The sequence below is a fragment of the Streptomyces sp. NPDC107498 genome (assembly GCF_055582805.1).
Genome location: NZ_JBVJPE010000006.1, coordinates 362312 through 381682, shown reverse-complemented (window position 1 = coordinate 381682; position 19371 = coordinate 362312). Strand labels below are relative to the sequence as shown.

Annotated in this window: 18 protein-coding genes and 1 tRNA gene; 7 read left to right on the top strand and 12 right to left on the bottom strand. The window is 71.5% G+C overall.

The window, feature by feature from the left end:
- Positions 1–199: 199 nt before the first annotated feature.
- The 5 genes from ACZ66Z_RS14355 to ACZ66Z_RS14335 all read right to left on the bottom strand — a co-directional run bounded on the left by ACZ66Z_RS14355 (position 200) and on the right by ACZ66Z_RS14335 (position 6176).
- A complete protein-coding gene (locus ACZ66Z_RS14355; RefSeq protein WP_469934258.1) occupies positions 200–1666 on the bottom strand; it encodes a peptidoglycan D,D-transpeptidase FtsI family protein in 1467 nt (488 codons plus the stop codon).
- Entirely contained in the window at positions 1663–3105 is a 1443-nt protein-coding gene (locus tag ACZ66Z_RS14350) for an FtsW/RodA/SpoVE family cell cycle protein (protein WP_469934257.1), read from the bottom strand. The genes ACZ66Z_RS14355 and ACZ66Z_RS14350 overlap by 4 nt, the downstream gene beginning before the upstream one ends.
- A gap of 26 nt (positions 3106–3131) precedes the next feature.
- Positions 3132–4622 carry a Stp1/IreP family PP2C-type Ser/Thr phosphatase gene (locus tag ACZ66Z_RS14345; protein WP_469934256.1) on the bottom strand — a complete coding sequence of 497 codons (1491 nt, stop codon included), beginning with the start codon at positions 4620–4622 and terminating at the stop codon, positions 3132–3134.
- A 179-nt stretch (positions 4623–4801) separates the two neighbouring features.
- Positions 4802–5320, bottom strand: a complete 519-nt coding sequence (locus ACZ66Z_RS14340) for an FHA domain-containing protein FhaB/FipA (protein WP_469934255.1) — start codon at positions 5318–5320, stop codon at positions 4802–4804.
- A 10-nt stretch (positions 5321–5330) separates the two neighbouring features.
- On the bottom strand, positions 5331–6176 hold the full coding sequence (locus ACZ66Z_RS14335; protein WP_469934254.1) for an FhaA domain-containing protein: 846 nt from the start codon (positions 6174–6176) through the stop codon (positions 5331–5333).
- A 492-nt stretch (positions 6177–6668) separates the two neighbouring features.
- Between ACZ66Z_RS14335 and ACZ66Z_RS14330 the strand changes: the two genes are divergently transcribed.
- The 3 genes from ACZ66Z_RS14330 to ACZ66Z_RS14320 all read left to right on the top strand — a co-directional run bounded on the left by ACZ66Z_RS14330 (position 6669) and on the right by ACZ66Z_RS14320 (position 9508).
- Positions 6669–6755 (top strand) — tRNA-Leu (locus tag ACZ66Z_RS14330).
- Positions 6756–7103: 348 nt separating this feature from the next.
- On the top strand, positions 7104–8810 hold the full coding sequence (locus ACZ66Z_RS14325; protein ID WP_469934278.1) for a sensor histidine kinase: 1707 nt from the start codon (positions 7104–7106) through the stop codon (positions 8808–8810).
- Positions 8811–8848: 38 nt separating this feature from the next.
- A complete protein-coding gene (locus ACZ66Z_RS14320; protein WP_469934253.1) occupies positions 8849–9508 on the top strand; it encodes a response regulator transcription factor in 660 nt (219 codons plus the stop codon).
- 48 nt (positions 9509–9556) lie between these two features.
- On the opposite strand, the gene ACZ66Z_RS14315 is transcribed toward ACZ66Z_RS14320, so the two are convergent.
- The gene (locus tag ACZ66Z_RS14315; protein WP_469934252.1) at positions 9557–10024 is read right to left on the bottom strand and encodes a MarR family winged helix-turn-helix transcriptional regulator; all 468 of its coding nucleotides are present in this window, start codon (positions 10022–10024) and stop codon (positions 9557–9559) included.
- 156 nt (positions 10025–10180) lie between these two features.
- On the opposite strand from ACZ66Z_RS14315, the gene ACZ66Z_RS14310 reads away from it, so the two are divergent.
- From ACZ66Z_RS14310 to ACZ66Z_RS14295, 4 genes are all read left to right on the top strand, one after another.
- On the top strand, positions 10181–11278 hold the full coding sequence (locus tag ACZ66Z_RS14310; protein ID WP_469934251.1) for an ABC-2 transporter permease: 1098 nt from the start codon (positions 10181–10183) through the stop codon (positions 11276–11278).
- Positions 11279–11434: 156 nt separating this feature from the next.
- Positions 11435–12895: a DUF2252 domain-containing protein gene (locus ACZ66Z_RS14305; protein WP_469934250.1), complete on the top strand. Its 1461-nt coding sequence runs from the start codon at positions 11435–11437 to the stop codon at positions 12893–12895.
- Between the two features lie 241 nt (positions 12896–13136).
- Positions 13137–13946: a hypothetical protein gene (locus ACZ66Z_RS14300; RefSeq protein WP_469934277.1), complete on the top strand. Its 810-nt coding sequence runs from the start codon at positions 13137–13139 to the stop codon at positions 13944–13946.
- A gap of 54 nt (positions 13947–14000) precedes the next feature.
- Positions 14001–14345 carry a rhodanese-like domain-containing protein gene (locus ACZ66Z_RS14295; protein WP_469934249.1) on the top strand — a complete coding sequence of 115 codons (345 nt, stop codon included), beginning with the start codon at positions 14001–14003 and terminating at the stop codon, positions 14343–14345.
- A gap of 65 nt (positions 14346–14410) precedes the next feature.
- Here the strand turns inward: ACZ66Z_RS14295 and ACZ66Z_RS14290 are convergent, their stop codons facing one another.
- The 6 genes from ACZ66Z_RS14290 to paaA form a co-directional block, all read right to left on the bottom strand.
- Entirely contained in the window at positions 14411–15544 is a 1134-nt protein-coding gene (locus ACZ66Z_RS14290; protein WP_469934248.1) for an acyl-CoA dehydrogenase family protein, read from the bottom strand.
- Between the two features lie 130 nt (positions 15545–15674).
- Positions 15675–16763, bottom strand: a complete 1089-nt coding sequence (locus ACZ66Z_RS14285) for a 2Fe-2S iron-sulfur cluster-binding protein (RefSeq protein WP_469934247.1) — start codon at positions 16761–16763, stop codon at positions 15675–15677.
- Positions 16764–17261, bottom strand: a complete 498-nt coding sequence (gene paaD / locus ACZ66Z_RS14280) for a 1,2-phenylacetyl-CoA epoxidase subunit PaaD (protein ID WP_469934246.1) — start codon at positions 17259–17261, stop codon at positions 16764–16766.
- A complete protein-coding gene (gene paaC / locus ACZ66Z_RS14275; RefSeq protein ID WP_469934245.1) occupies positions 17255–17983 on the bottom strand; it encodes a 1,2-phenylacetyl-CoA epoxidase subunit PaaC in 729 nt (242 codons plus the stop codon). Before paaC ends, paaD begins: the two co-directional genes overlap by 7 nt.
- Positions 17980–18267 (bottom strand): 1,2-phenylacetyl-CoA epoxidase subunit PaaB, encoded by a 288-nt coding sequence (gene paaB, locus ACZ66Z_RS14270; protein WP_469934244.1) that lies wholly within the window; start codon positions 18265–18267, stop codon positions 17980–17982. Before paaB ends, paaC begins: the two co-directional genes overlap by 4 nt.
- Positions 18264–19280 (bottom strand): 1,2-phenylacetyl-CoA epoxidase subunit PaaA, encoded by a 1017-nt coding sequence (paaA, locus tag ACZ66Z_RS14265; protein WP_469934243.1) that lies wholly within the window; start codon positions 19278–19280, stop codon positions 18264–18266. Before paaA ends, paaB begins: the two co-directional genes overlap by 4 nt.
- Between the last annotated feature and the right edge of the window lie 91 nt (positions 19281–19371).

The following is a 19371-nucleotide window of genomic DNA, read 5'->3' as shown; positions in this document are numbered from 1 at the left end:
GGCCCAGCTCGTACCGGCCGCCGAGGCGACGCGGCTCTTCCATAGCTAATCCAGCCCTCTCCGTCTGTCCCGACCGCACCCATGGGTGGTCCGGCGGTGTGTGCTGTTCGCGCATACGCTACCGGCCCCGGGGAAGCGTTCCGTCCGGGGCCGGTAGCTGATACCTGACCGGTACCTGGCTCGTACGGGGTCCGGGGGGTCAGCCCCGGGTCTTGATGACCGCCTTCATCACGGCCTTGGCGATCGGGGCGGCCAGGCCGCCACCGGTGATGTCCTCGCGGTCCGTGCCCTCCGAGTCCTCGACGACCACGGCGACCGCGACCGGGGAGCCCTCGGCGGTCTTCGCGTACGAGATGAACCAGGCGTACGGACGCTTGGCGTTCTTCTCGCCGTGCTGGGCCGTACCCGTCTTGCCGCCGACCTTCACGCCGTCCATGTGCAGGTCGGCGTTGCCGCCGGTGCCCTTCGTGACGACGTTCTCCATCATCTGCTGGAGCAGCTGCGCGTTCTCCGGCGAGACCGGGCGGCTCAGCTCCTCCGGCTCGTTCTGCTTGATGATGTCGAGGTTCGGGGCCCGCAGCTGGTCGATCATGTACGGCTTCATCAGCTTGCCGTCGTTGGCGATCGCCGCCGTGACCATCGCCATCTGCAGCGGGGTCGTCGCGGTGTTGAACTGGCCGATCGACGAGAGCGCGTTGCCACCGCGGTCGGCGTTCTTGTCGAACACGGAGGCCGAGGAGCGGACCGGGGTGAACTGCTCGGCGTTGAAGCCGAACTTCTCCGCCATCTCGACCATCTTGTCGCGGCCGACGTCGTCGCCGAGCTTCGCGAAGACCGAGTTGCAGGAGATCTCCAGCGCCCTGGTGAGGGTGGCGTTGGCGCAGCCGCTGGCGTGGTTGACCATCTCCCGGTTGGAGAGCGGGATCTTCCAGCCCTCGGGGGTCTCGGTCGCCGCGTTGATGTCGGTGACCTTGCCGTTCTCCAGCGCTGCGGCGGCGGTGACGACCTTGAAGACGGAACCGGGCGGGTAGATCTCGCGGATCGCGCGGTTCAGCTTCGGCTTGTTCTTGTTCTTCTCCAGCGCGACCCAGGCCTTCTCGTCCTTGCCGGAGTAGCCGGCGAAGGTGGAGGGGTCGTACGAGGGCGTGGACGCCATCGCCAGGATCTTGCCGGTCTTCGGCTCGATGGCGACGACCGCGCCGATCTTGTCGCCGAGCCCCTCGTAAGCGGCCTTCTGCGCGGCGCCGCTGAGGGTGGTGACGACGTCGCCGCCCTTCTTCTTCTCACCGGTGAACATGGCGAGGGTGCGGTCGAAGAAGAGCCGGTCGTCGTTGCCGGTGAGGATGCCGTCCTCGATCTTCTCGATCTGGTTGGCGTCGTAGGCCTGCGAGGCGTACCCGGTGACCGGGGCCCACATGGGGCCGTCCACGTAGGTCCGCTTGAACTTGTAGAACTTGTCGCCCGAGTCGACGGAGCCCGTTATGGGCTTGCCGTCGACGATGATGTTGCCGCGCTGGTTCGAGTACCGCTCGATCTGGACGCGCCGGTTCTTGGGGTGCGCGTTCAGCTCGTCGGCGCGGACGAGCTGGAGCCAGTTGTCCCGCAGGAGCAGGGCGAGGACGAGCAGGCCGCAGAAGATCGCGACCCGCCGCAGCGGCTTGTTCACGGACGGACCACCTGGGTCATCTCGGCGTCGGGGGACGGGGCGGGCGCGGGCGCGGGACGGCGCGCGGTGTCGCTGATCCGGATGAGGATGCCGATCAGGGCCCAGTTGGCGATCACGGAGGAACCGCCGTACGCGAGGAACGGCATGGTCATACCGGTGAGCGGGATGAGCCCCATCACACCGCCGGCGACGACGAACACCTGCAGCGCGAACGCGCCGGAGAGGCCCATCGCCAGCAGCTTGCCGAACGGGTCGCGGGCGGCGAGGGAGGTACGGATGCCGCGCTCGATGATCAGGCCGTAGAAGAGCAGGAAGACCATCACGCCGGTCAGGCCGAGTTCCTCGCCGACCGTGGCGAAGATGAAGTCGGAGTTCGCGGCGAACTGGACCAGGTCCGAATTGCCCTGTCCGAGACCGGTGCCGAGGATGCCGCCGGAACCGAAGGACATCAGCACCTGCGTCATCTGGTCGCACGCGTACGCCATGTTGCTGCCGGGAGGCGCCGTCTTCAGGCAGTCGAACGGGTCGAGCCAGGCCTGGACACGCGACTGCACGTGGCTCGCCGTCGAGCCGACGACCACGGCACCCGCCACGGCCATCAGCAGACCCATGACGATCCAGCTGGTCCGCTCGGTCGCCACGTACAGCATGATCACGAACATGCCGAAGAACAGCAGCGAGGTACCGAGGTCGTTCTCGAAGACCAGGATGAGGAGGCTGACCGCCCAGATCGTGATGATCGGACCGAGGTCACGGCCGCGCGGCAGGTAGAGCCCCATGAAACGGCGGCTGGCCAGCGCCAGCGCGTCCCGCTTCACCATCAGGTAGCCGGAGAAGAACACGGCGAGGACCAGCTTGGCGAACTCGCCGGGCTGGATCGAGAAGCCGCCGATGCGGATCCAGATCTTGGCGCCGAAGACGTCCGCGCCGAGGCCCGGGACGAGCGGCAGCAGCAGCAGGACGAGGGCCGCGACCATGGAGATGTACGTGTAGCGCTGGAGGACGCGGTGGTCCTTGAGCAGCAGCAGCACGCCCACGAACATGGCGATGCCGATCGCCGAGTACATCATCTGGTTCGGCGCGGACGGACTGAAGGCGCCGTACGTACGCTTCGCCAGCGAGATCAGCCGCGGCGACTGGTCCAGGCGCCAGATCAGCACCAGACCCAGGCCGTTCAGCAGGGTGGCCAGCGGCAGCAGCAGCGGGTCCGAGTACGGGGCCCACTTCCGCACCACCAGGTGCGCGACGCCCGCGAGGAGGGTCAGGCCGAGCCCGTACCCGAGCATTCCGGCCGGGACCTTGCCGTCGATGGCCAGGCCCACGTTGAGGTACGCGAACACCGGGATGACGACGGCGAACGCGAGCAGCGCCAGCTCGGTGTTGCGGCGGCTCGGCGCCTCGATCGCGCCGATGGTGGTCGTGTTGGTGACAACGCTCATGGTGGTGAAAGGCCCCCTACGGGTGCTTACTGCTTGCCGCAGTTCGAGGCCAGCTTCTGCTCCTCCGCGGTGAGGGTGGGACCCGGGGACGGAGCGGCTGTGGTGGGCTTGGGGTCAGGGGTGGCGGTGCCGGGCTTCTGGGTGGCCGGCGGCTTGCTCGCCTGGTCGGCGGCCTTCTCGGCGGCGGCGTGCCGCTGCTCGGCCTTCTTGCAGGCCGAGGCCTGCAGGGCCAGCTCCGAGATCTTCGTCTCGGCCTTGCCGAGGCTGCCGCCCGCGATCGTGTCCTCGACCTGCTTCCGCTGGTAGGCGGGGAGGTACTTGAGTTCGATCTCGGGGTGGTCCTTCTCGACCTTCGAGAGCGACACCCACGCCAGGTCCTGGCTGATGCCCTGGTACAGCGCCACGTGCTGGTCCTTGGAACCCACGAAGTACTGCGTCTGCGTCCAGCGCCAGCCGCCGTACAGGCCGCCGCCGAGGAGGGCGAGGACGAGGACGAGGAAGAAGGAGCGCTTGAGCCACTTGCGGCCGGTGCGCGGCTTGACGAAGTCCTCTTCCGCGTACGAGTCGAAGGAGCCCTGCGGGGGCATGCCGCCGTAGCCGTGGTCGTCGCCGCTGCCGGGCGGGCCGAAGCCGCCGGCGGGCGGCTGGTGGTGCGGCGCGGAGCGGCCGAGGCCCGAGGCGCGGCCGGCCGGGGTCTGCATCGCCCCGCCGTCGTTCAACTGCGCCTGGTTCTCGGCGACGGCGCCCACGATGACCGGGGTGTCGCTGAGGTGGCCGGCGAGGGTGTCGCCGCCGTCGACGTCGAGGACGTCGGCGACGATCACCGTGATGTTGTCGGGGCCGCCGCCGCGCAGCGCGAGCTGGATCAGCTCCTGCACGGTCTCCTGCGGGCCCTGGTAGCTGGCGAGGGTGTCCTCGAGGGTCTGGTGCGAGACCACGCCCGACAGGCCGTCGGAGCAGATCAGATAGCGGTCGCCGGCCCGGACCTCGCGGATGGAGAGGTCGGGCTCGACGTGGTCGCCGCTGCCGAGCGCGCGCATGAGGAGCGAGCGCTGCGGGTGGGTGGTGGCCTCTTCCTCGGTGATCCGGCCCTCGTCGACGAGGCGCTGGACCCAGGTGTGGTCCTGGGTGATCTGGGTGAGGACGCCGTCGCGGAGCAGATAGGCGCGGGAGTCACCGACGTGCACGAGACCGAGCCGCTGGCCGGTCCACAGGAGGGCGGTGAGCGTGGTGCCCATGCCCTCCAGCTGCGGGTCCTCCTCGACCATCATCCGCAGCTGGTCGTTGGCGCGCTGCACCGCCGTACCGAGCGAGGTGAGGATGTCGGAGCCGGGGACGTCGTCGTCGAGCGTGACGAGCGTGGAGATCACCTCGGAGGAGGCGACCTCGCCGGCGGCCTGTCCGCCCATGCCGTCGGCGATGGCGAGCAGGCGGGGCCCGGCGTAGCCCGAGTCCTCGTTGCCCTCACGGATCATGCCCTTGTGCGAGCCCGCGGCGAATCGCAGGGACAGAGTCATGCGCACCTGCCCTGACGACGCTGCATCGGGGTACAGCCGGTCTCGACCCACACTGCCCACCCTCCGGTCGCTCCGGTCACGCCGGTCGATTCAGTCGCTCCGGTCGGAAGCGCGGCACGTCCCGCGGCGGGGACCGTCCCGGCTCGCTCGCTCCGCTCGCGCTCATTCATGTCGTGGCACTACTTCCGAAGCTCGATGACGGTCTTGCCGATGCGGATCGGCGCGCCCAGCGGAATCGGCGTGGCGGTGGTGAGGCGGGTCCGGTCGAGATAGGTGCCGTTGGTGGACCCGAGGTCCTCGACGATCCACTGGCCGTCCCGGTCCGGGTAGATCCTGGCGTGACGGCTGGACGCGTAGTCGTCGTCGAGCACGATCGTCGAGTCGTGCGCCCGGCCCAGCGTGATCGTCTGGCCCTGGAGGGCGACGGTCGTGCCGGTGAGGGTGCCCTCGGAGACGACCAGCTTGGTCGGGGCGCCACGGCGCTGGCGGCCACCCGCGTTCTGCTGGCCGCGCTGCGGCGGCGGCGTGGCCGCCTGGCGCGCGTTCTGCTGGGGCCGCGCTTCCTGGCGCCGCGAACCGCGCTGGGTGACCCGTGTGCCGAACAGGTCGCTGCGGATGACCTGAACGGCCACGATGACGAACAGCCACAGAACGGCCAGGAAACCCAACCGCATGACCGTCAGGGTCAGCTCTGACATTGCCCCCGCTTCACCCTTCGGCTTGCCGGTAAACGATGGTGGTGCTGCCCACGACGATCCGCGAGCCGTCGCGGAGCGTAGCGCGGGTGGTGTGCTGCCCGTCCACCACGATGCCGTTGGTGGATCCCAGATCCTGGATCGTCGAGGGCGTTCCGGTCCGGATCTCGCAGTGCCGGCGGGAGACGCCGGGATCGTCGATCCTCACGTCCGCGTCGGTGCTGCGGCCGAGGACCAGGGTCGGGCGGGAGATCTGATGGCGGGTGCCGTTGATCTCGATCCAGCGGCGCACCGGAGCGCCCGCTCCGCCGTGGGTGGCGGGGCCGGGCATGGATCCGGGGCCGCCCGCCGGGCGTCCGGGGGGCGCCGTCGGCCGGTGGCCGGGCGCGCCGGGAGGCGGAGAGGCGGGCATGGGCGGGGCGCCGGCCGGGGGGTACCCGTAGCCGCCGTGTCCCTGCTGCTGTTGCGGCTGCGGCTGTGACGTACTCGACGCCAGCGTGCGGCTGCGGACGCGGTACAGGCCGGTGTCGAGGTCCTCGGCCTTCTCCAGGTGGACCTTGATCGGGCCCATGAAGGTGTACCGCTGCTGCTTCGCGTAGTCCCTGACCAGGCCGGCGAGCTCGTCGCCGAGCTGGCCCGAGTAGGGGCTGAGACGCTCGTAGTCCGGCGTGCTCAGCTCCACGATGAAGTCGTTGGGGACGACCGTCCGCTCGCGGTTCCAGATCGTCGCGTTGTTGTCGCACTCGCGCTGGAGCGCGCCGGCGATCTCGACGGGCTGGACCTCGGACTTGAAGACCTTGGCGAAGGTGCCGTTGACCAGGCCTTCGAGACGCTGCTCGAAACGCTTCAGGACTCCCATGGGGCACCTCCTCCGTCGTTGTCGCCCTGGTACTGCTTACTGATCGTATCCACGCGTCGGGAAATCGGCTGGTTCCCCTTCTCTGCCCTGTGGACGAGTGTCACCTCTCACAGGCTTTCTCCACGGATCGTAGAGGTGGCCTGTGGACAGTGTCCCGCACCCGGCTGTGGGATCGGAGGCTCGGGCAGGGGTTCCGGGCCGGTCCGTCCCCTTCCTCCCTCTTCTTCCGCCCTTCGGCCTTCCTCCCACCCTCCTCCTCCCTTCCTCCGCCTCCTGTTCCTCCCTCCTCTCCCTCCTGAAGGCGCCCACTCCTCCGGCTCGTGCTCCGCACCGTCGGGCCGTGGCTCCCTCTCCTCCTTCCCTCCTCCCTCTCCTTGTTCTCCGGGAGCGGGGACGAAACAACGGATGTGAATCCACGGTCTGCGACGTGCTAATCTTCAGATGTCGCCAGGCGCTCCCACTGAAAGTGAGAGGGCAGGGAGACCACCCAATGCGCGGGTGGCGGAATAGGCAGACGCGCTGGATTCAGGTTCCAGTGCCCGAAAGGGCGTGGGGGTTCAACTCCCCCCTCGCGCACCAGACGGAAGCCCCGTAGGTCATCGACCTACGGGGCTTCCGCGTTTCCCGGGCGGATGTGAGCCTTCCCACGTCGGGTCGTTCGGCGGGGTTGCCGGTCGGAGTTGCTCGCCGGGGTTGCTCGCCGGGGTCGCCGGTCCGGGTTGCTCGCCGGGGTCGCCGGTCGGGGTCGCGACTTTTGTCTTCCGAGGGCGAGACGAAAGAGAGACGTCCGGGGCGTCGGGCGCTGCCTAGGGTTCGAGCGTGGACGCTATGTCGAAGTCGGGGAGCCGGACCGCGAGGTCGGAGTCGGGGAACCGGACCGCGCGGGAGATCGCGGCCGGAGCCGCCGCCTGGTGGGACTGGTTCGTGATGCCCGGGCACTGGTCACGGCGCAGGATCACCGGCGAGGTGGCCCTCGCCGTGGTCGTCGCGGTGCTGGCGGCGGGCTCCGAGGAACTCCTGGGCGGCGAGGGACGGCGGCTGGCCGCCGTCGCCGCGAGTGCGGCCGGGCTGTCGCTGCTGCGGCGCAGACTCCCCGCGAGCGTGCTCGTCCTGACCGCCGGGCTCGCCCCCTTCCTGCCCGGCCTCGGTCCCCTGCTCATCGTGCTCGGATGGTCGTCCGGCCGTTACGTCGCCAGCCCCGGGCGGGCGTTGGCCGCGTTCATCGCCGCCTTCGTCCTGAACGTCGGCGGGACGCTCCTGGAGACCTGGGACCGGCAGCGGCTCCTCACCGTCGCCTTCATGGCCACCCTCTACTACCTGGGCACCACGCTGGCCCCCGGACTGGCCCACCGCTACTGGGCCCAGCGGCGGACCCTGCTGCACGCCCTCCAGGAGCGCAACGCGCAGCTGCTGCGCGAGCGGAACATGGTGGTCTGGCACGCCAGGCTGCGCGAGCGGCAGCGGATCGCCCAGGACATGCACGACAGCCTCGGGCACCAACTGGCGCTGATCGCCGTGCACACGGGCGCCCTCGAAGTGGACCGGGAGCTGAGCGAACGTCAGCGCGAGGTGGTCGGCGTCCTGCGGAACGCCTCGGTGACCGCCATGCACGAACTCCGGGAGGTCGTCGGGATACTCCGCGACGGCGTCGCGGCGGAGGACGGCACCCCGTCGGCTCCCGCGCCGACCGGGGACGAGACGGGGCGGGCCGCGCGCGGCACCGCGGGCATCGAGGGGCTCGTGGCGGCGGCCCGGGCGGCCGGCACCTCGGTCGGGCTGCGACGGCTGGGGAAGGAGAGGCCACTGGCACCGGCCGCCGACCACGCCGCGTACAGGATCGTGCAGGAGGCCCTGACCAACGCCTACAAGTACGCGCCGGGTACGCCGATCGGCGTCGAGCTGCGGTACGAGCCGGACACCTTCGTCGTGGAGATCGTCAACGGAGAGCCGGTGGACGGGCCGGTGAAGGACGTGGTGAGCGGCGGACAGGGGCTGGCCGGTCTCGCCGAGCGGGCCCGACTGGTGGGCGGCATGTGCCATGCGGGCCCGGCCGACGGCGGCGGGTTCCGGGTCGCCGGGATGCTGCCGTACGGGGCGGCGCCGGTCGCCGAGGCAGCGCCTTTGGTCGATGCGGCCGACGACTTCCGACAGCAGACCACGAAGCCGCTGGTGGGCGACGGTCGTCCGGTCGGGGTCGGACGGGCCGACTGGACGTTCACGGAGCGGGAGCTGGCGATGGCGGTGCGTGGGGGCAGGGGCAGGAGCACGGGCGGGGCGGTCGCACTGGGCTGCGGAATCGCGTTCGCGGCGCTCGTCCTGCTGGTGGTGGCGGGGGGCTTCGGCCTCTACTTCCTCATGGGTTCCCTGAAGGACGGCATGATCGACCCGGCCCAGTACGAGGCGGTGAAGGTCGGGATGACCGAGAAGGAGGTCCGTGACCAGCTGCCCCCGGGCGACACCATAGCCACGGCGGGGCTGGACGGTACGGGGCCCGCGCGGCCGGCGGGCGCCGGCTGCCTGGTGCTGATGTCCTCGGACATGGGCGAGAGCGCTGACGAGGAGCCCGTTTTCCGGTTCTGCTTCAAGGACGGCAAGCTGATCGAGAAGAAGTCGTACTCGGTCGAGCAGCGCTAGCGCTGAGCGGCCCGTACCGGAGGCGTGGGGGAGAAGCAGTGGCAGGGCAGCCCATCAGGGTCGTGATCGCCGACGACGAGCCGCTGATCAGAGCCGGGATCCGGATGATCCTCATCTCGGACCCGGAGATCGAGGTCGTCGGGGAGGCCGCCGACGGGCGGGAGGCGGTCGAGGCCGCACGGGCCCACGCCGCCGACGTGGTGCTGCTCGACATCCAGATGCCGGTGCTCGACGGTCTCTCCGCGCTCCCGGAGCTGCGCCGGGCCGCGCCCGCGGCCCGGGTGATCGTCCTGACGACCTTCGGGGAGCGGGAGAACGTGCTGCGGGCCCTGGAGCACGGCGGCGCCGGGTTCCTGCTCAAGGACACGGCGCCCGCCGAACTGATCCGGGCGGTGCGGGCGGCCGCGGCGGGAGACGCGTACCTGTCACCGGCGGCGACCCGGCACGTGGTGGAGCGGCTGGCCATGGGCCGGGAGGTGGTCCGCGCAGAGCAGGCGCGGACCCGGGTGGCGGCGCTCAGCGAGAAGGAGCGGGACGTCCTGGCGCTGCTCGGCGAAGGGCTCTCCAACGCGGACGCCGGGAAACGGCTGCACATGAGCGAGGCCACCGTGAAGACGTACGTGAGCCGGATCCTGGCCAAGCTGGACTGCGAGAACCGCGTGCAGGCGGCACTGCTCGCGCGGGACGCGGGGCTGTAGCCGTAGGAAGGCCCGGAGCCGGGCCGCCGCGCGGTGCGAGGGCCGGGGTCAGTCGGCGAGGGCGCCGGGGAGGGGGCCCGCGGCCGAGGCGTTGTAGCGCAGCAGGTACGCGGCGAAGCGGGCGAGGTCCTCGGCCGACCAGTCCTCCAGGCGTTCCTGGAAGGCCGCCGTGCGGCTCGTCTGGGCCGAGGCGAGGACCCTGGTGCCGGCCTCGGTGGGGTGCAGGACCTGCACCCGGTGGTCGTCGGGGGCGGGGCGGCGCTCCACGAATCCGAGCTTCTCCAGGCCCGCGACCTGGCGGCTCACCGTCGACTTGTCCAGGAGGTAGTGGGCCGCGAGGTCGGTGGCGCGGCAGCCGCGCTGCTCCTCGATGTGGGCGAGCAGCGTGTACGAGACGAGCGGGAGTTCGGGGTGGACCCGGGCCGCCGCGGCACGGGCCCGGCGCGCGAAGGCGGTCAGCTCGCGCTGGATGACGTCCACCGACGCCTCGCGGGGTGGCTCTGCGGCGCCGGTCATCGTGCGCTCCCTGTTGTCGGTGCGTCCCCGTGGGTCCGGGACATTCGGGTGTGGGTCGTTCGGTGCGGGTCGCCCGGGCGCGGGTCGCCCTTCGCGAACTTTCGGTTGTATAGTACAACGGTTCTTTAGTTGTAAAAGCCAACCATGGAGGTCTCGGTGTCCGCAGGACCGAACACCAGCGGAGCGTTGAGGCATGTCCTCGGACATCTGCTCACCCCCCTGTTGATGTGCGTCGGCATGGGCCTCGCCTACCTCGGCGCCTTCCACGCGCCCGAACCCCACGACCTGCGCGTCGACATCGTCGGCTCCGGCCCCACCACGCAGGTCCTCGCCCAGACGCTCCAGGACAAGGGCGCCGGCGCCCTCGACGTCCGTACCGTCGCCGACCGGGACACCGCCGTCTCCGCACTGCGCGAACAGCGCAGCTTCGGTGCCTACGTCCCCGGCCCGAAGCCCGAACTGGTCGTCGCCTCGGGCTCCTCCGACACCAGCGCCATGGCCGTCGAGAAGGTGTTCACCAAGGTCGCCGCCGGGCAGGGCGCGCCGCTCAAGGTCACCGACGTCGCGCCCACCGCCTCCGGCGACCCCACCGGCCAGGGCGTCTTCTTCCTGCTCGTCGCCCTCAGCATCGGCGCGTACGCCTCCGTCGCCGTCATCGGCGGAGCCGGAGCCGTCCTGCCCATGCGGATCAGGGCGCTGCTCGCCGCCGGCACGTCGCTCGCCGTCAGCCTGATCGGCACCCTCTTCGCCGGGCCGGTCTTCCACCTGGTCGACCAGGGCCTCGGCGGCGTGTGGGCGATGTCCTGGCTGTACGCGGCGGGCATCCTCGCCGTCGGCGTCGGCCTGCACACCTTCCTGCGCCGCTGGACCACGCTCGGCGTGATGGTCCTCTTCGTCATGCTCAACTTCACGAGCTCCGGCGGCATCTACCGGCCCGAGCTCCAGCCCGGCTTCTTCGGCGCCCTGCACGCCTTCTGGAACGGCGCGGGCTTCGTCGAGGGCGTGCGCGGCCACGTCTACTTCGACGGCCACGGCCTCGGCGGGAACGTCCTCGTCCTCGGCCTCTGGCTCCTCGCCGGCGCCACGCTCGTCGTCCTCGCCGGACTCACGGAGTCCCGGCGGAAGAAGGCGGGCACGGGCGGCGTCCAGGGGCAGGCGCCCGGGACGGGCGCCGGCTCCGACGGCCGGGCCAGGCCCGAGGCCGAGGTCGAGGCCGAGGCCGAGGAGGAGATGGAAGAGGCCGTCGCGGTCTGAGGGCCGGCGGCTGGACCCGGAGGCCCGGTCAGAGGGTTGCTCCGGGGTTGTCCACAGGCTCGCGGGGGCCCTGTCCACAGGGGGAGACGGCCGATCGGGAAGGGCGGTACGGTCAGGGCCGGATGACGTCGGACATCACATCGGGGGAGGCGTCCCATGGACGGAATCAGGGTCGTCATGCCGGAACAGCGCGGTACGGACGGAGGGAAGGACGGGTCGCGCGTCCCGCACGTGCCGGGTTTCGCGCGCCGCGTCGTCCCCGCCATCGGGGTCTCCCCCAAGGACCGGGGCAAGCAGTTGCGCGAGCGGGTGCCCCGCGCGTCCCACGACCGGCCGGCCCTCGCAGCCGACCGCCCCGACGCCGTGCGCGCCGTCGAGGAATCGAACCGGGGCCGGGTTCCCGAGCTCGCGCCCATACGGGTCGGCAGGATGGCCGCGAGCCCCTTCGCCTTCCTGCGCGGCTCCGCCGGACTCATGGCCCAGGACCTCGTCGGAACGCCCGTCACCGGGATCGCCGCCCAGATATGCGGCGACGCGCACGCCGCCAACTTCGGCCTCTACGGTGACGCGCGCGGACGGCTCGTCATGGACCTCAACGACTTCGACGAGACCGTCGTCGGTCCCTGGGAATGGGACCTCAAGCGGCTCGCCACGTCCCTCGTCCTCGCCGGACGGGAGGTGGGGGCGAGCGAGGACGTGTGCCGGGCCGCCGCGTTCGACACGGTCGGCGCGTACCGGCGCACCATGCGCCTGCTCGCCCGGCTGCCCGTGCTCGACGCCTGGAACGCGATCGCCGACGAGGAACTCGTCTCGCACACCGACGCCCGTGACCTCCTCGGCACCCTGGAGAGGGTCTCCGCCAAGGCCCGCAACAACACGAGCGCCCGGTTCGCCGCCCGGTCGACCGAGGCCGTGACGGACGCCGAGGGCGGGGGCCGCAGGTTCGTGGACGCTCCCCCGGTGCTGCGCAGGGTCCCGGACGCCGAGGCGGCCCAGGTCGCCGAGTCCCTCGGCTCGTACCTGAAGACCGTGTCCGAGGACAGACTGCCGCTGCTCGCCCGGTACGCCGTCCACGACGTGGCCTTCCGGGTGGTCGGCACCGGGAGCGTCGGCACCCGTTCCTATGTGGTGCTGCTGCTCGACCACCGCGGCGAGCCGTTGGTGCTCCAGGTGAAGGAGGCCCGGCCGTCGGCCCTGCTGCCGCATCTGCCGGCCGCCGGTTTCACCGTGTCGGACGCCGGCCACGAGGGGCGGCGCGTGGTGCTCGGGCAGAAGCGGATGCAGGTCGTCAGCGACATCCTGCTGGGCTGGACCACGGTCGAGGGGCGCCCGTTCCAGGTGCGGCAGTTCCGCAACCGCAAGGGCAGCGTCGACCCCGCCGCCCTCACCGCGGACCAGCTCGACGACTACGGTCGGATGACCGGGGCCCTGCTCGCCCGTGCGCACGCCCACAGCGCCGACCCGCGCCTGATATCCGGCTACTGCGGCAAGAACGAGGAGCTCGACGAGGCCGTCGCGTCCTTCGCCGTCACGTACGCGGACCGCACCACCGCGGACCACGCCGACCTGCTCTCGGCCGTCCGCACGGGCCGAGTGGCGGCGGAACTGGGCGTCTGACGTCCGGCGGGGCGGGGCGGGGGCGGGGAAGCAAAAAGGGGGGAGGGGAGGGAGGGGGAGGGAGGGGGGAGGCCCCCCGGAGGATCGTAGGCTGGGTGGGACGAGGCGGAACGAGGACTTGGCGGGCGTGGACGTGAGCGTGGACCAGGGTGTGAACGAGGGGCCCGGGGACGAGCGGCCCGAGGCCGAGCAGCCCGAGGGCCGGCCGTCTGCGGAACCGCAGGTCGGCGCGGAGCAGGGCGTGGGTCCGGAGGGTGCGGGGCCGAAGGCGGGGGAGCAGCGGCCCGAGGCCCGGTTGGAGCAGGCCGTGCGGGTGGCCGAGCAGGCGTTGATCGAGTTCGAGATCGCCGTTGAGACCTTCCGGGTCGAGGTGGAGAACTTCTCGCGGCTGCACCACCAGAAGCTCGGGCCGATGTACGCGCGGCTCGACGAGCTCGACGCGCGGATCGCCGAGGCGCGGGCGGCGCGTACCGGGGACCCCGAGGATCTGCGGCGGGCGCAGGAGGCGCGGGCCGCGGTGCTGCCGATGCCCGGTGTGGACGAGCTGTTCAACGACTGGATCGACACCGACGGCCTCTCCCCCGAGGCCGCCGCGATGCTCACCGACCGACCGGTGCAGTCGCCGAAGCGGGTCCGTCCCGGTGAGGAGGCCCGCAGGCTCTACCGCGAGCTGGCCCGCAAGGCCCACCCCGATCTGGCGCGCGAGGAGGACGAGCGGAAGCGGCGCGAGGAGTTCATCACGCGGGTGAACGCCGCCTACGCCCGGGGCGACGAGGCGCTGCTGCGGGAGCTCTCCGCGGAGTGGGAGGCCGGGCCGGTGCCGGCCGAGGAGCGGCTCAGCGAGAGCGAGGAGCTGTACGCGCGTCTGGAGTGGCTGGCCGAGCGCAAGGACATGCTGTCGGCGGTGGCGCGCGAGCTGGAGGAGAGCGCGATCGGCGCGATGCTGCGGATGGCGCCGGACGACCCGGACCGGCTCCTGGAGGAGATCGCCGAGCAGCTGCTCGCGCAGGTCTCCGAGCGGGAGAACGAGCTGGCCGGGCTGGTGCAGTAGGTTTTCCGTGCGCCCGGGCCTTTCGGGTGCTTCCGACGAGAGAAGGCCTGTCCCATGAATTTCTCCCCGCTGCCCTCGGTGGACGCGGCTTCCGTGCCGGCCGATGCCCTGGTGCTGGACGTCAGGGAGGACGACGAGTGGGCGGCCGGGCATGTCGAGGGCGCGCTGCACGTGCCGATGAGCGACTTCGTGGCCCGCTTCGGTGAGGTGACGGAGGCCGTGGCCGAGCGTGGTCGCGCCTATGTGATGTGCCGGGTCGGGGGCCGTTCGGCGCAGGTCACGCAGTACCTGGTGCAGCAGGGCTTCGACGCGGTGAACGTGGACGGCGGGATGCTCGCCTGGGACGGCGCCGGGCGTCCGATGGTGGCGGAGAGCGGAAGCCCGGCCTTCGTCCTCTGAGTCCTTTACGGCTGGTCCTTCACGACCGGTCCCCCACGGCTGGCTCCTCGTGGCTTTCCGGGGCGTCAGTCGAGGGGGTGGGCGGCCAGCAGGTCGCCGAGGGCCTCCTCGTGGGCGGCTGCCGGCCCGAGGGACAGTTCGAGGTGCTTGGCCCAGGCGTGGTAGCGGTGCAGCGGGTAGTCGGTGTCGGCGCCGAAGCCGCCGTGCAGGTGCTGGGCGGTCTGCACCACGCGGCGTACTCCCTCGGAGGCCCAGATCTTCGCGACGGCGATGTCCCCGGCCGCGGGGAGGGGTCCGTCGGCCTCGCTGGAGAGGCGCCAGGCGGCCTGCCAGAGGGTGGCCTCCATGGCGCGGAGGTCGATGTAGCGGTCGGCGGCCTGGACGGCGACGGCCTGGAAGGTGGCCACGGGGTGGCCGAACTGTTCGCGTTTTCCGGTGTACTGGCTCGTCATGGCGAGGACGGCCTCTCCCAGGCCGAGGGCGAGCGCGCAGGTGCCGGTGGTGAGGACGTCGCGCAGTCGTTCCCAGGCGCCGTCGGCGTCGATGACGTCCGTGTGGTCGAGGTGCACGGCGTCGAGGCGGAGTTTGGCGAGGAGTTCGCCGTTGGTGGAGTACTGGTCGGTGAGGCCGAGGCCGTCGTGGGTGCGGGGCATGAGGGCGAGGACGGTGTTGCCCTCGGTGGTGCGCGCGGGCACGGCGATGATGTCGGCGCGGTGGGCCCAGGGGACGGCGGTCTGGAGGCCGTCGAGGGTCCAGCCGGTCGCGTCGCGGCGTGCGGTGACGGCGTGGTCGGCGGGTTCGTGGCCGGTGCGTCCCTGGGCGGCGGCGGTGAGGACGAGTTCGCCGCGGACGACACGGGGGAGCAGCGCGGCGGTCGTGCGGGGGTGGGCGTAGCGCTCGACGGTGAGGGCGACGGCGCTGGTCTCCAGGAGGGGGACGCGGGCGAGGACGCGGGCGGACTCGCGCAGGACGAGGCAGAGGGCGACGGGGTCGAGACCGGCGCCGCCGTGCTCGGGGGCCAGGGTGAGACCGAGGAGGTCGGCGGCGGCGAGGCGTGCCCAGAGTCGCCGGTCGAGGTCCTCGGCCACGGCGCCCGGGGTGAGGGCGGGGCTGGGGACCGCGTCGGGTGCGACGTCCGAGAAGACGGCCTTGGCCGCTTCGACGGCTGCCTGCTGCTCTTCGGTGAAGGTGAAGTCCACTGTGCTGCCTTCCCGTTGTCGACCCGATCCACCTGACGGTCCGTCAAGATAGAACAGGTTCCAGGGGAAGGGAATGGCGGCGCCGGCCTCACTTCGGCGGTGCCGCCACTCCGTCGGCGCTCGGGGCTCGTCAGCGGTCGAAGTCCAGCTCCACGTCCGGGGTGGCCGGACGGGACTGGCAGGCCAGGACGTATCCGGCTTCCGTCTCCTCCGGTTCCAGGGCGAAGTTGCGGTCCATCCGCACCTCTCCGCCGACGACGAAGGCACGGCAGGTGCCGCACACCCCGCCCTTGCAGGCGTACGGGGCGTCCGCGCGGGCGCGGAGCACGGTGTCGAGGAGCGTTTCGCCGCGCTCCACCGGCCAGGTGCCGGATCTGCCGTGCAGGGTCGCCGTCAGGGTGGCGTGCGCCGGGGCGTCGGCCGCGGGGGCCGGCGCGGACGCGGAGCCGTCGTCGACGTGGAAGATCTCCTGGTGGATCCGGCCGCGGTCGACTCCCAGGCCGCGCAGGGCCTGCTCGGCGCTCTGGACGAGGCCGAAGGGGCCGCAGAGGAACCAACCGTCGATCGTGTCGACCGGCAGCATCGCGGGCAGCAGTTCGGCGAGCCGCTCGCGGTCGAGGCGGCCGGAGGGAAGGCCTGCCTGCTGCTCCTCCCGGGAGAGCACCGTGACGAGCTGGAAGCGGTCGGGGTAGCGGTCCTTGAGGTCGGCGACCTCGTCGAGGAACATCGTGGACGCGGCGGTGCGGTCGCTGCGGATCAGGCAGAACCGGGCCTCGGGCTCGTGGGCGAGCAGGGTGGCCGCCATCGACAGGACCGGGGTGATGCCGCTGCCGCCGACGACGGCGGCGAAGTGGCCGGGGCGCGGGGTGAGCGAGAAGCGGCCCATCGGCTCCATGACCTCGACGAGGTCGCCGACGGCCAGTTCCTTGAGCGCGTACGTCGAGAACGAGCCGCCGTCGACGAGCCGGATGCCGACGCGCAGGACGGGAGGCTCGCCGACCGGGGAGGCGGGGGCGCAGATCGAGTACGTGCGCCGGATCTCCTGGCCCTGCTCGCCGGTGCGGCGCAGGGCGAGGTGCTGTCCGGGGAGGTGCCGGTACGCCTCGTGGAGTTCGGGCGGGACCGCGAAGGTGACGGCCACGGAGTCGTCCGTGAGGCGGTCGACCTCGCTCACCCGGAGCGGATGGAACCCGGCCCGTCCGGTGGCTGAGGACACCATCTACAACTCCTTGAAGTGGTCGAACGGTTCGCGGCAGGCGGTGCAGCGGCGCAGTGCCTTGCACGCGGTGGAGGAGAAGCGGCTCAGGAGCTCGGTGTCGGTGGAACCGCAGTGCGGGCAGCGGATCGCCAGGGTGAGGGGCACGGGGCCGCCGGCGGGGCCCTGGGGGCGGGGTGGGGCGATGCCGAACTCGGTGAGTTTGCGCCGTCCTTCCTCGCTGATGTCGTCGGTGGACCAGGCCGGTGCGAGGACCGTGACGACGGTGACGTCCGGCACGCCGTGCCGGTGGAGGGCCTGCTCGATGTCGGAGGCCATGGCCTCGATGGCGGGGCAGCCCGTGTAGGTGGGGGTGAGGGAGACTTCGACCCGGCCGGGGCCGAGGACCTGCACGCCCCGCATGACGCCGAGTTCCTCCAGGGTGAGGACGGGCAGCTCCGGATCGGGGACGGAGCCGGCGATGCGGCTCAGTTCCTCTTCCAGGGCCGTCGTGGTCACCACGTCGCCCCCGGGTGGCTGCGGTGCAGGTGCTGCATCTCGGCGAGCATCCGCCCGAAGGACTCGGTGTGGAGGCCCTGCCGGCCGGCGCCCGCGCTCCAGGCGCCGGTGCGCGGGCCGGAGGGCACGGTGAGCGTGGCCCGGCCGAGGACGTCGGTGACCGAGTCCAGCCAGGCGGCCTCCAGGGCCGGGAGGTCCAGGTCGAGGCCGTCGACGGGCTGGAACAGTTCGCCGGTGTACCGCCAGAGGGCGTCGCAGGCACGCTGCGTCCGCCGGTGGCTCTCGGCGGTGCCGTCGCCGAGGCGCAGGGTCCAGTGCTCGGCGTGGTCCCGGTGGTAGGCGACCTCCTTGACGGCCTTGGCCGCGAGGCCGGCGAAGGGGCCGTCGCCGGAGGCGAGCTGTCCGTACAGGAGGTGCTGGTAGGTGGAGAAGTAGAGCTGTCGGGCGATGGTGTGGGCGAAGTCGCCGTTCGGCTGCTCGACGAGTTGGCTGTTGCGGAAGGAGCGCTCCTCGCGGAGGTAGGCGAGTTCGTCCTCGTCGCCGACGAGGGAGAGCAGGATCCGGGCCTGGCCGAGGAGGTCGAGGGCGATGTTGGCCAGGGCGACCTCCTCCTCCAGGACGGGGGCGGAGCCGGCCCACTCCCCCAGGCGGTGGGAGAGGACGAGGGCGTCGTCTCCGAGGGCGAGCGCCGCGGCGGCGGTGAGGGTGTCGGTGGTGCCGGTCACAGGTGCTTCACCCCTTCCGGGATCTCGTAGAAGGTCGGGTGGCGGTAGGGCTTGTCCGCGGCCGGCTCGAAGAAGGGGTCCTTCTCGTCGGGCGAGGAGGCGGTGATGGCCATCGAGGGGACGACCCAGATCGACACGCCTTCGGACCGTCGGGTGTACAGGTCGCGGGCGTTGCGCAGGGCCATCTCCGCGTCGGGTGCGTGGAGACTGCCCGCGTGGGTGTGGGACAGTCCGCGGCGGGAGCGCACGAACACCTCCCACAGCGGCCAACCGTCGCTCGTCATCCCTGTGCCTCCCCGTGCTTTCCGGTGTGCTTGTCCGCGTAGGCCGCCGCCGCTTCTCTGACCCAGGCGCCGTCCTCGTGGGCCTGGCGTCGCTTGCTCAGTCGCTGGTCGTTGCAGGGGCCGTTGCCCTTGAGGACGTCCCAGAACTCGGTCCAGTCGATCGGGCCGAAGTCGTAGTGTCCGCGCTCCTCGTTCCACCGGATGTCGGGGTCGGGGAGGGTGAGGCCGAGGGCCTCGGCCTGCGGCACGGCGATGTCGACGAAGCGCTGGCGCAGTTCGTCGTTGGTGTGCCGCTTGATCTTCCAGGCCATGGCCTGGGCGGTGTGGGTCGACTCGTCGTCCGGGGGGCCGAACATCATCAGTGAGGGCCACCACCAGCGGTCCACGGCGTCCTGCGCCATCGCGTGCTGGGCCTCGGTGCCGCGGGAGAGGGCGAGCAGCGCCTCGTACCCCTGGCGCTGGTGGAAGGACTCCTCCTTGCAGACCCGGACCATCGCGCGGGCGTACGGACCGTAGGAGCAGCGGCAGAGGGGGACCTGGTTGGTGATCGCGGCGCCGTCCACGAGCCAGCCGATCGCGCCGACGTCGGCCCAGGTCAGCGTGGGGTAGTTGAAGATCGAGGAGTACTTCTGGCGGCCGGAGTGGAGCTTGTCGAGGAGCTCGTCGCGACTGGTGCCGAGGGTCTCCGCCGCGCTGTACAGGTACAGGCCGTGGCCGGCCTCGTCCTGCACCTTGGCCATGAGGATCGCCTTGCGCCGCAGCGAGGGGGCGCGGGTGATCCAGTTCGCCTCGGGCTGCATGCCGATGATCTCGGAGTGGGCGTGCTGCGCGATCTGCCGGACGAGGGAGGCGCGGTAGGCCTCGGGCATCCAGTCGCGCGGCTCGATCCGCTCGTCGGCGGCGACGGCGGCGTCGAACACGGCCTCGTAGGCGGCCTGCTCGGCCGCCGCGGCCGTGTCCGACGCGCCGGGCACGCCCGTGGTCCCTGCCGTCCCTGCCGTCACTGCGGTCATCAGACCCCCTACCGACCGATCGTTCGGTTGAATGACTTCAATGGTGGGTCGGCGGCCCGTATGGTGTCAACCCTGTGGATAACCGAGGTGG

Bases quoted from the DNA above. Each gene is read 5' to 3' on its own strand.
- ACZ66Z_RS14325 (WP_469934278.1), top strand. From the start codon at position 7,104: ATGCCCGGGCACTGGTCACGGCGCAGGATCACCGGCGAGGTGGCCCTC.
- ACZ66Z_RS14340 (WP_469934255.1), bottom strand. From the start codon at position 5,320: ATGTCAGAGCTGACCCTGACGGTCATGCGGTTGGGTTTCCTGGCCGTT.
- ACZ66Z_RS14295 (WP_469934249.1), top strand. From the start codon at position 14,001: ATGAATTTCTCCCCGCTGCCCTCGGTGGACGCGGCTTCCGTGCCGGCC.
- ACZ66Z_RS14350 (WP_469934257.1), bottom strand. From the start codon at position 3,105: ATGAGCGTTGTCACCAACACGACCACCATCGGCGCGATCGAGGCGCCG.
- paaB (WP_469934244.1), bottom strand. From the start codon at position 18,267: ATGACGAGCGACGGTTGGCCGCTGTGGGAGGTGTTCGTGCGCTCCCGC.
- paaA (WP_469934243.1), bottom strand. From the start codon at position 19,280: ATGACCGCAGTGACGGCAGGGACGGCAGGGACCACGGGCGTGCCCGGC.
- ACZ66Z_RS14345 (WP_469934256.1), bottom strand. From the start codon at position 4,622: ATGACTCTGTCCCTGCGATTCGCCGCGGGCTCGCACAAGGGCATGATC.
- ACZ66Z_RS14305 (WP_469934250.1), top strand. From the start codon at position 11,435: ATGGACGGAATCAGGGTCGTCATGCCGGAACAGCGCGGTACGGACGGA.
- ACZ66Z_RS14315 (WP_469934252.1), bottom strand. From the start codon at position 10,024: ATGACCGGCGCCGCAGAGCCACCCCGCGAGGCGTCGGTGGACGTCATC.
- ACZ66Z_RS14335 (WP_469934254.1), bottom strand. From the start codon at position 6,176: ATGGGAGTCCTGAAGCGTTTCGAGCAGCGTCTCGAAGGCCTGGTCAAC.
- ACZ66Z_RS14285 (WP_469934247.1), bottom strand. From the start codon at position 16,763: ATGGTGTCCTCAGCCACCGGACGGGCCGGGTTCCATCCGCTCCGGGTG.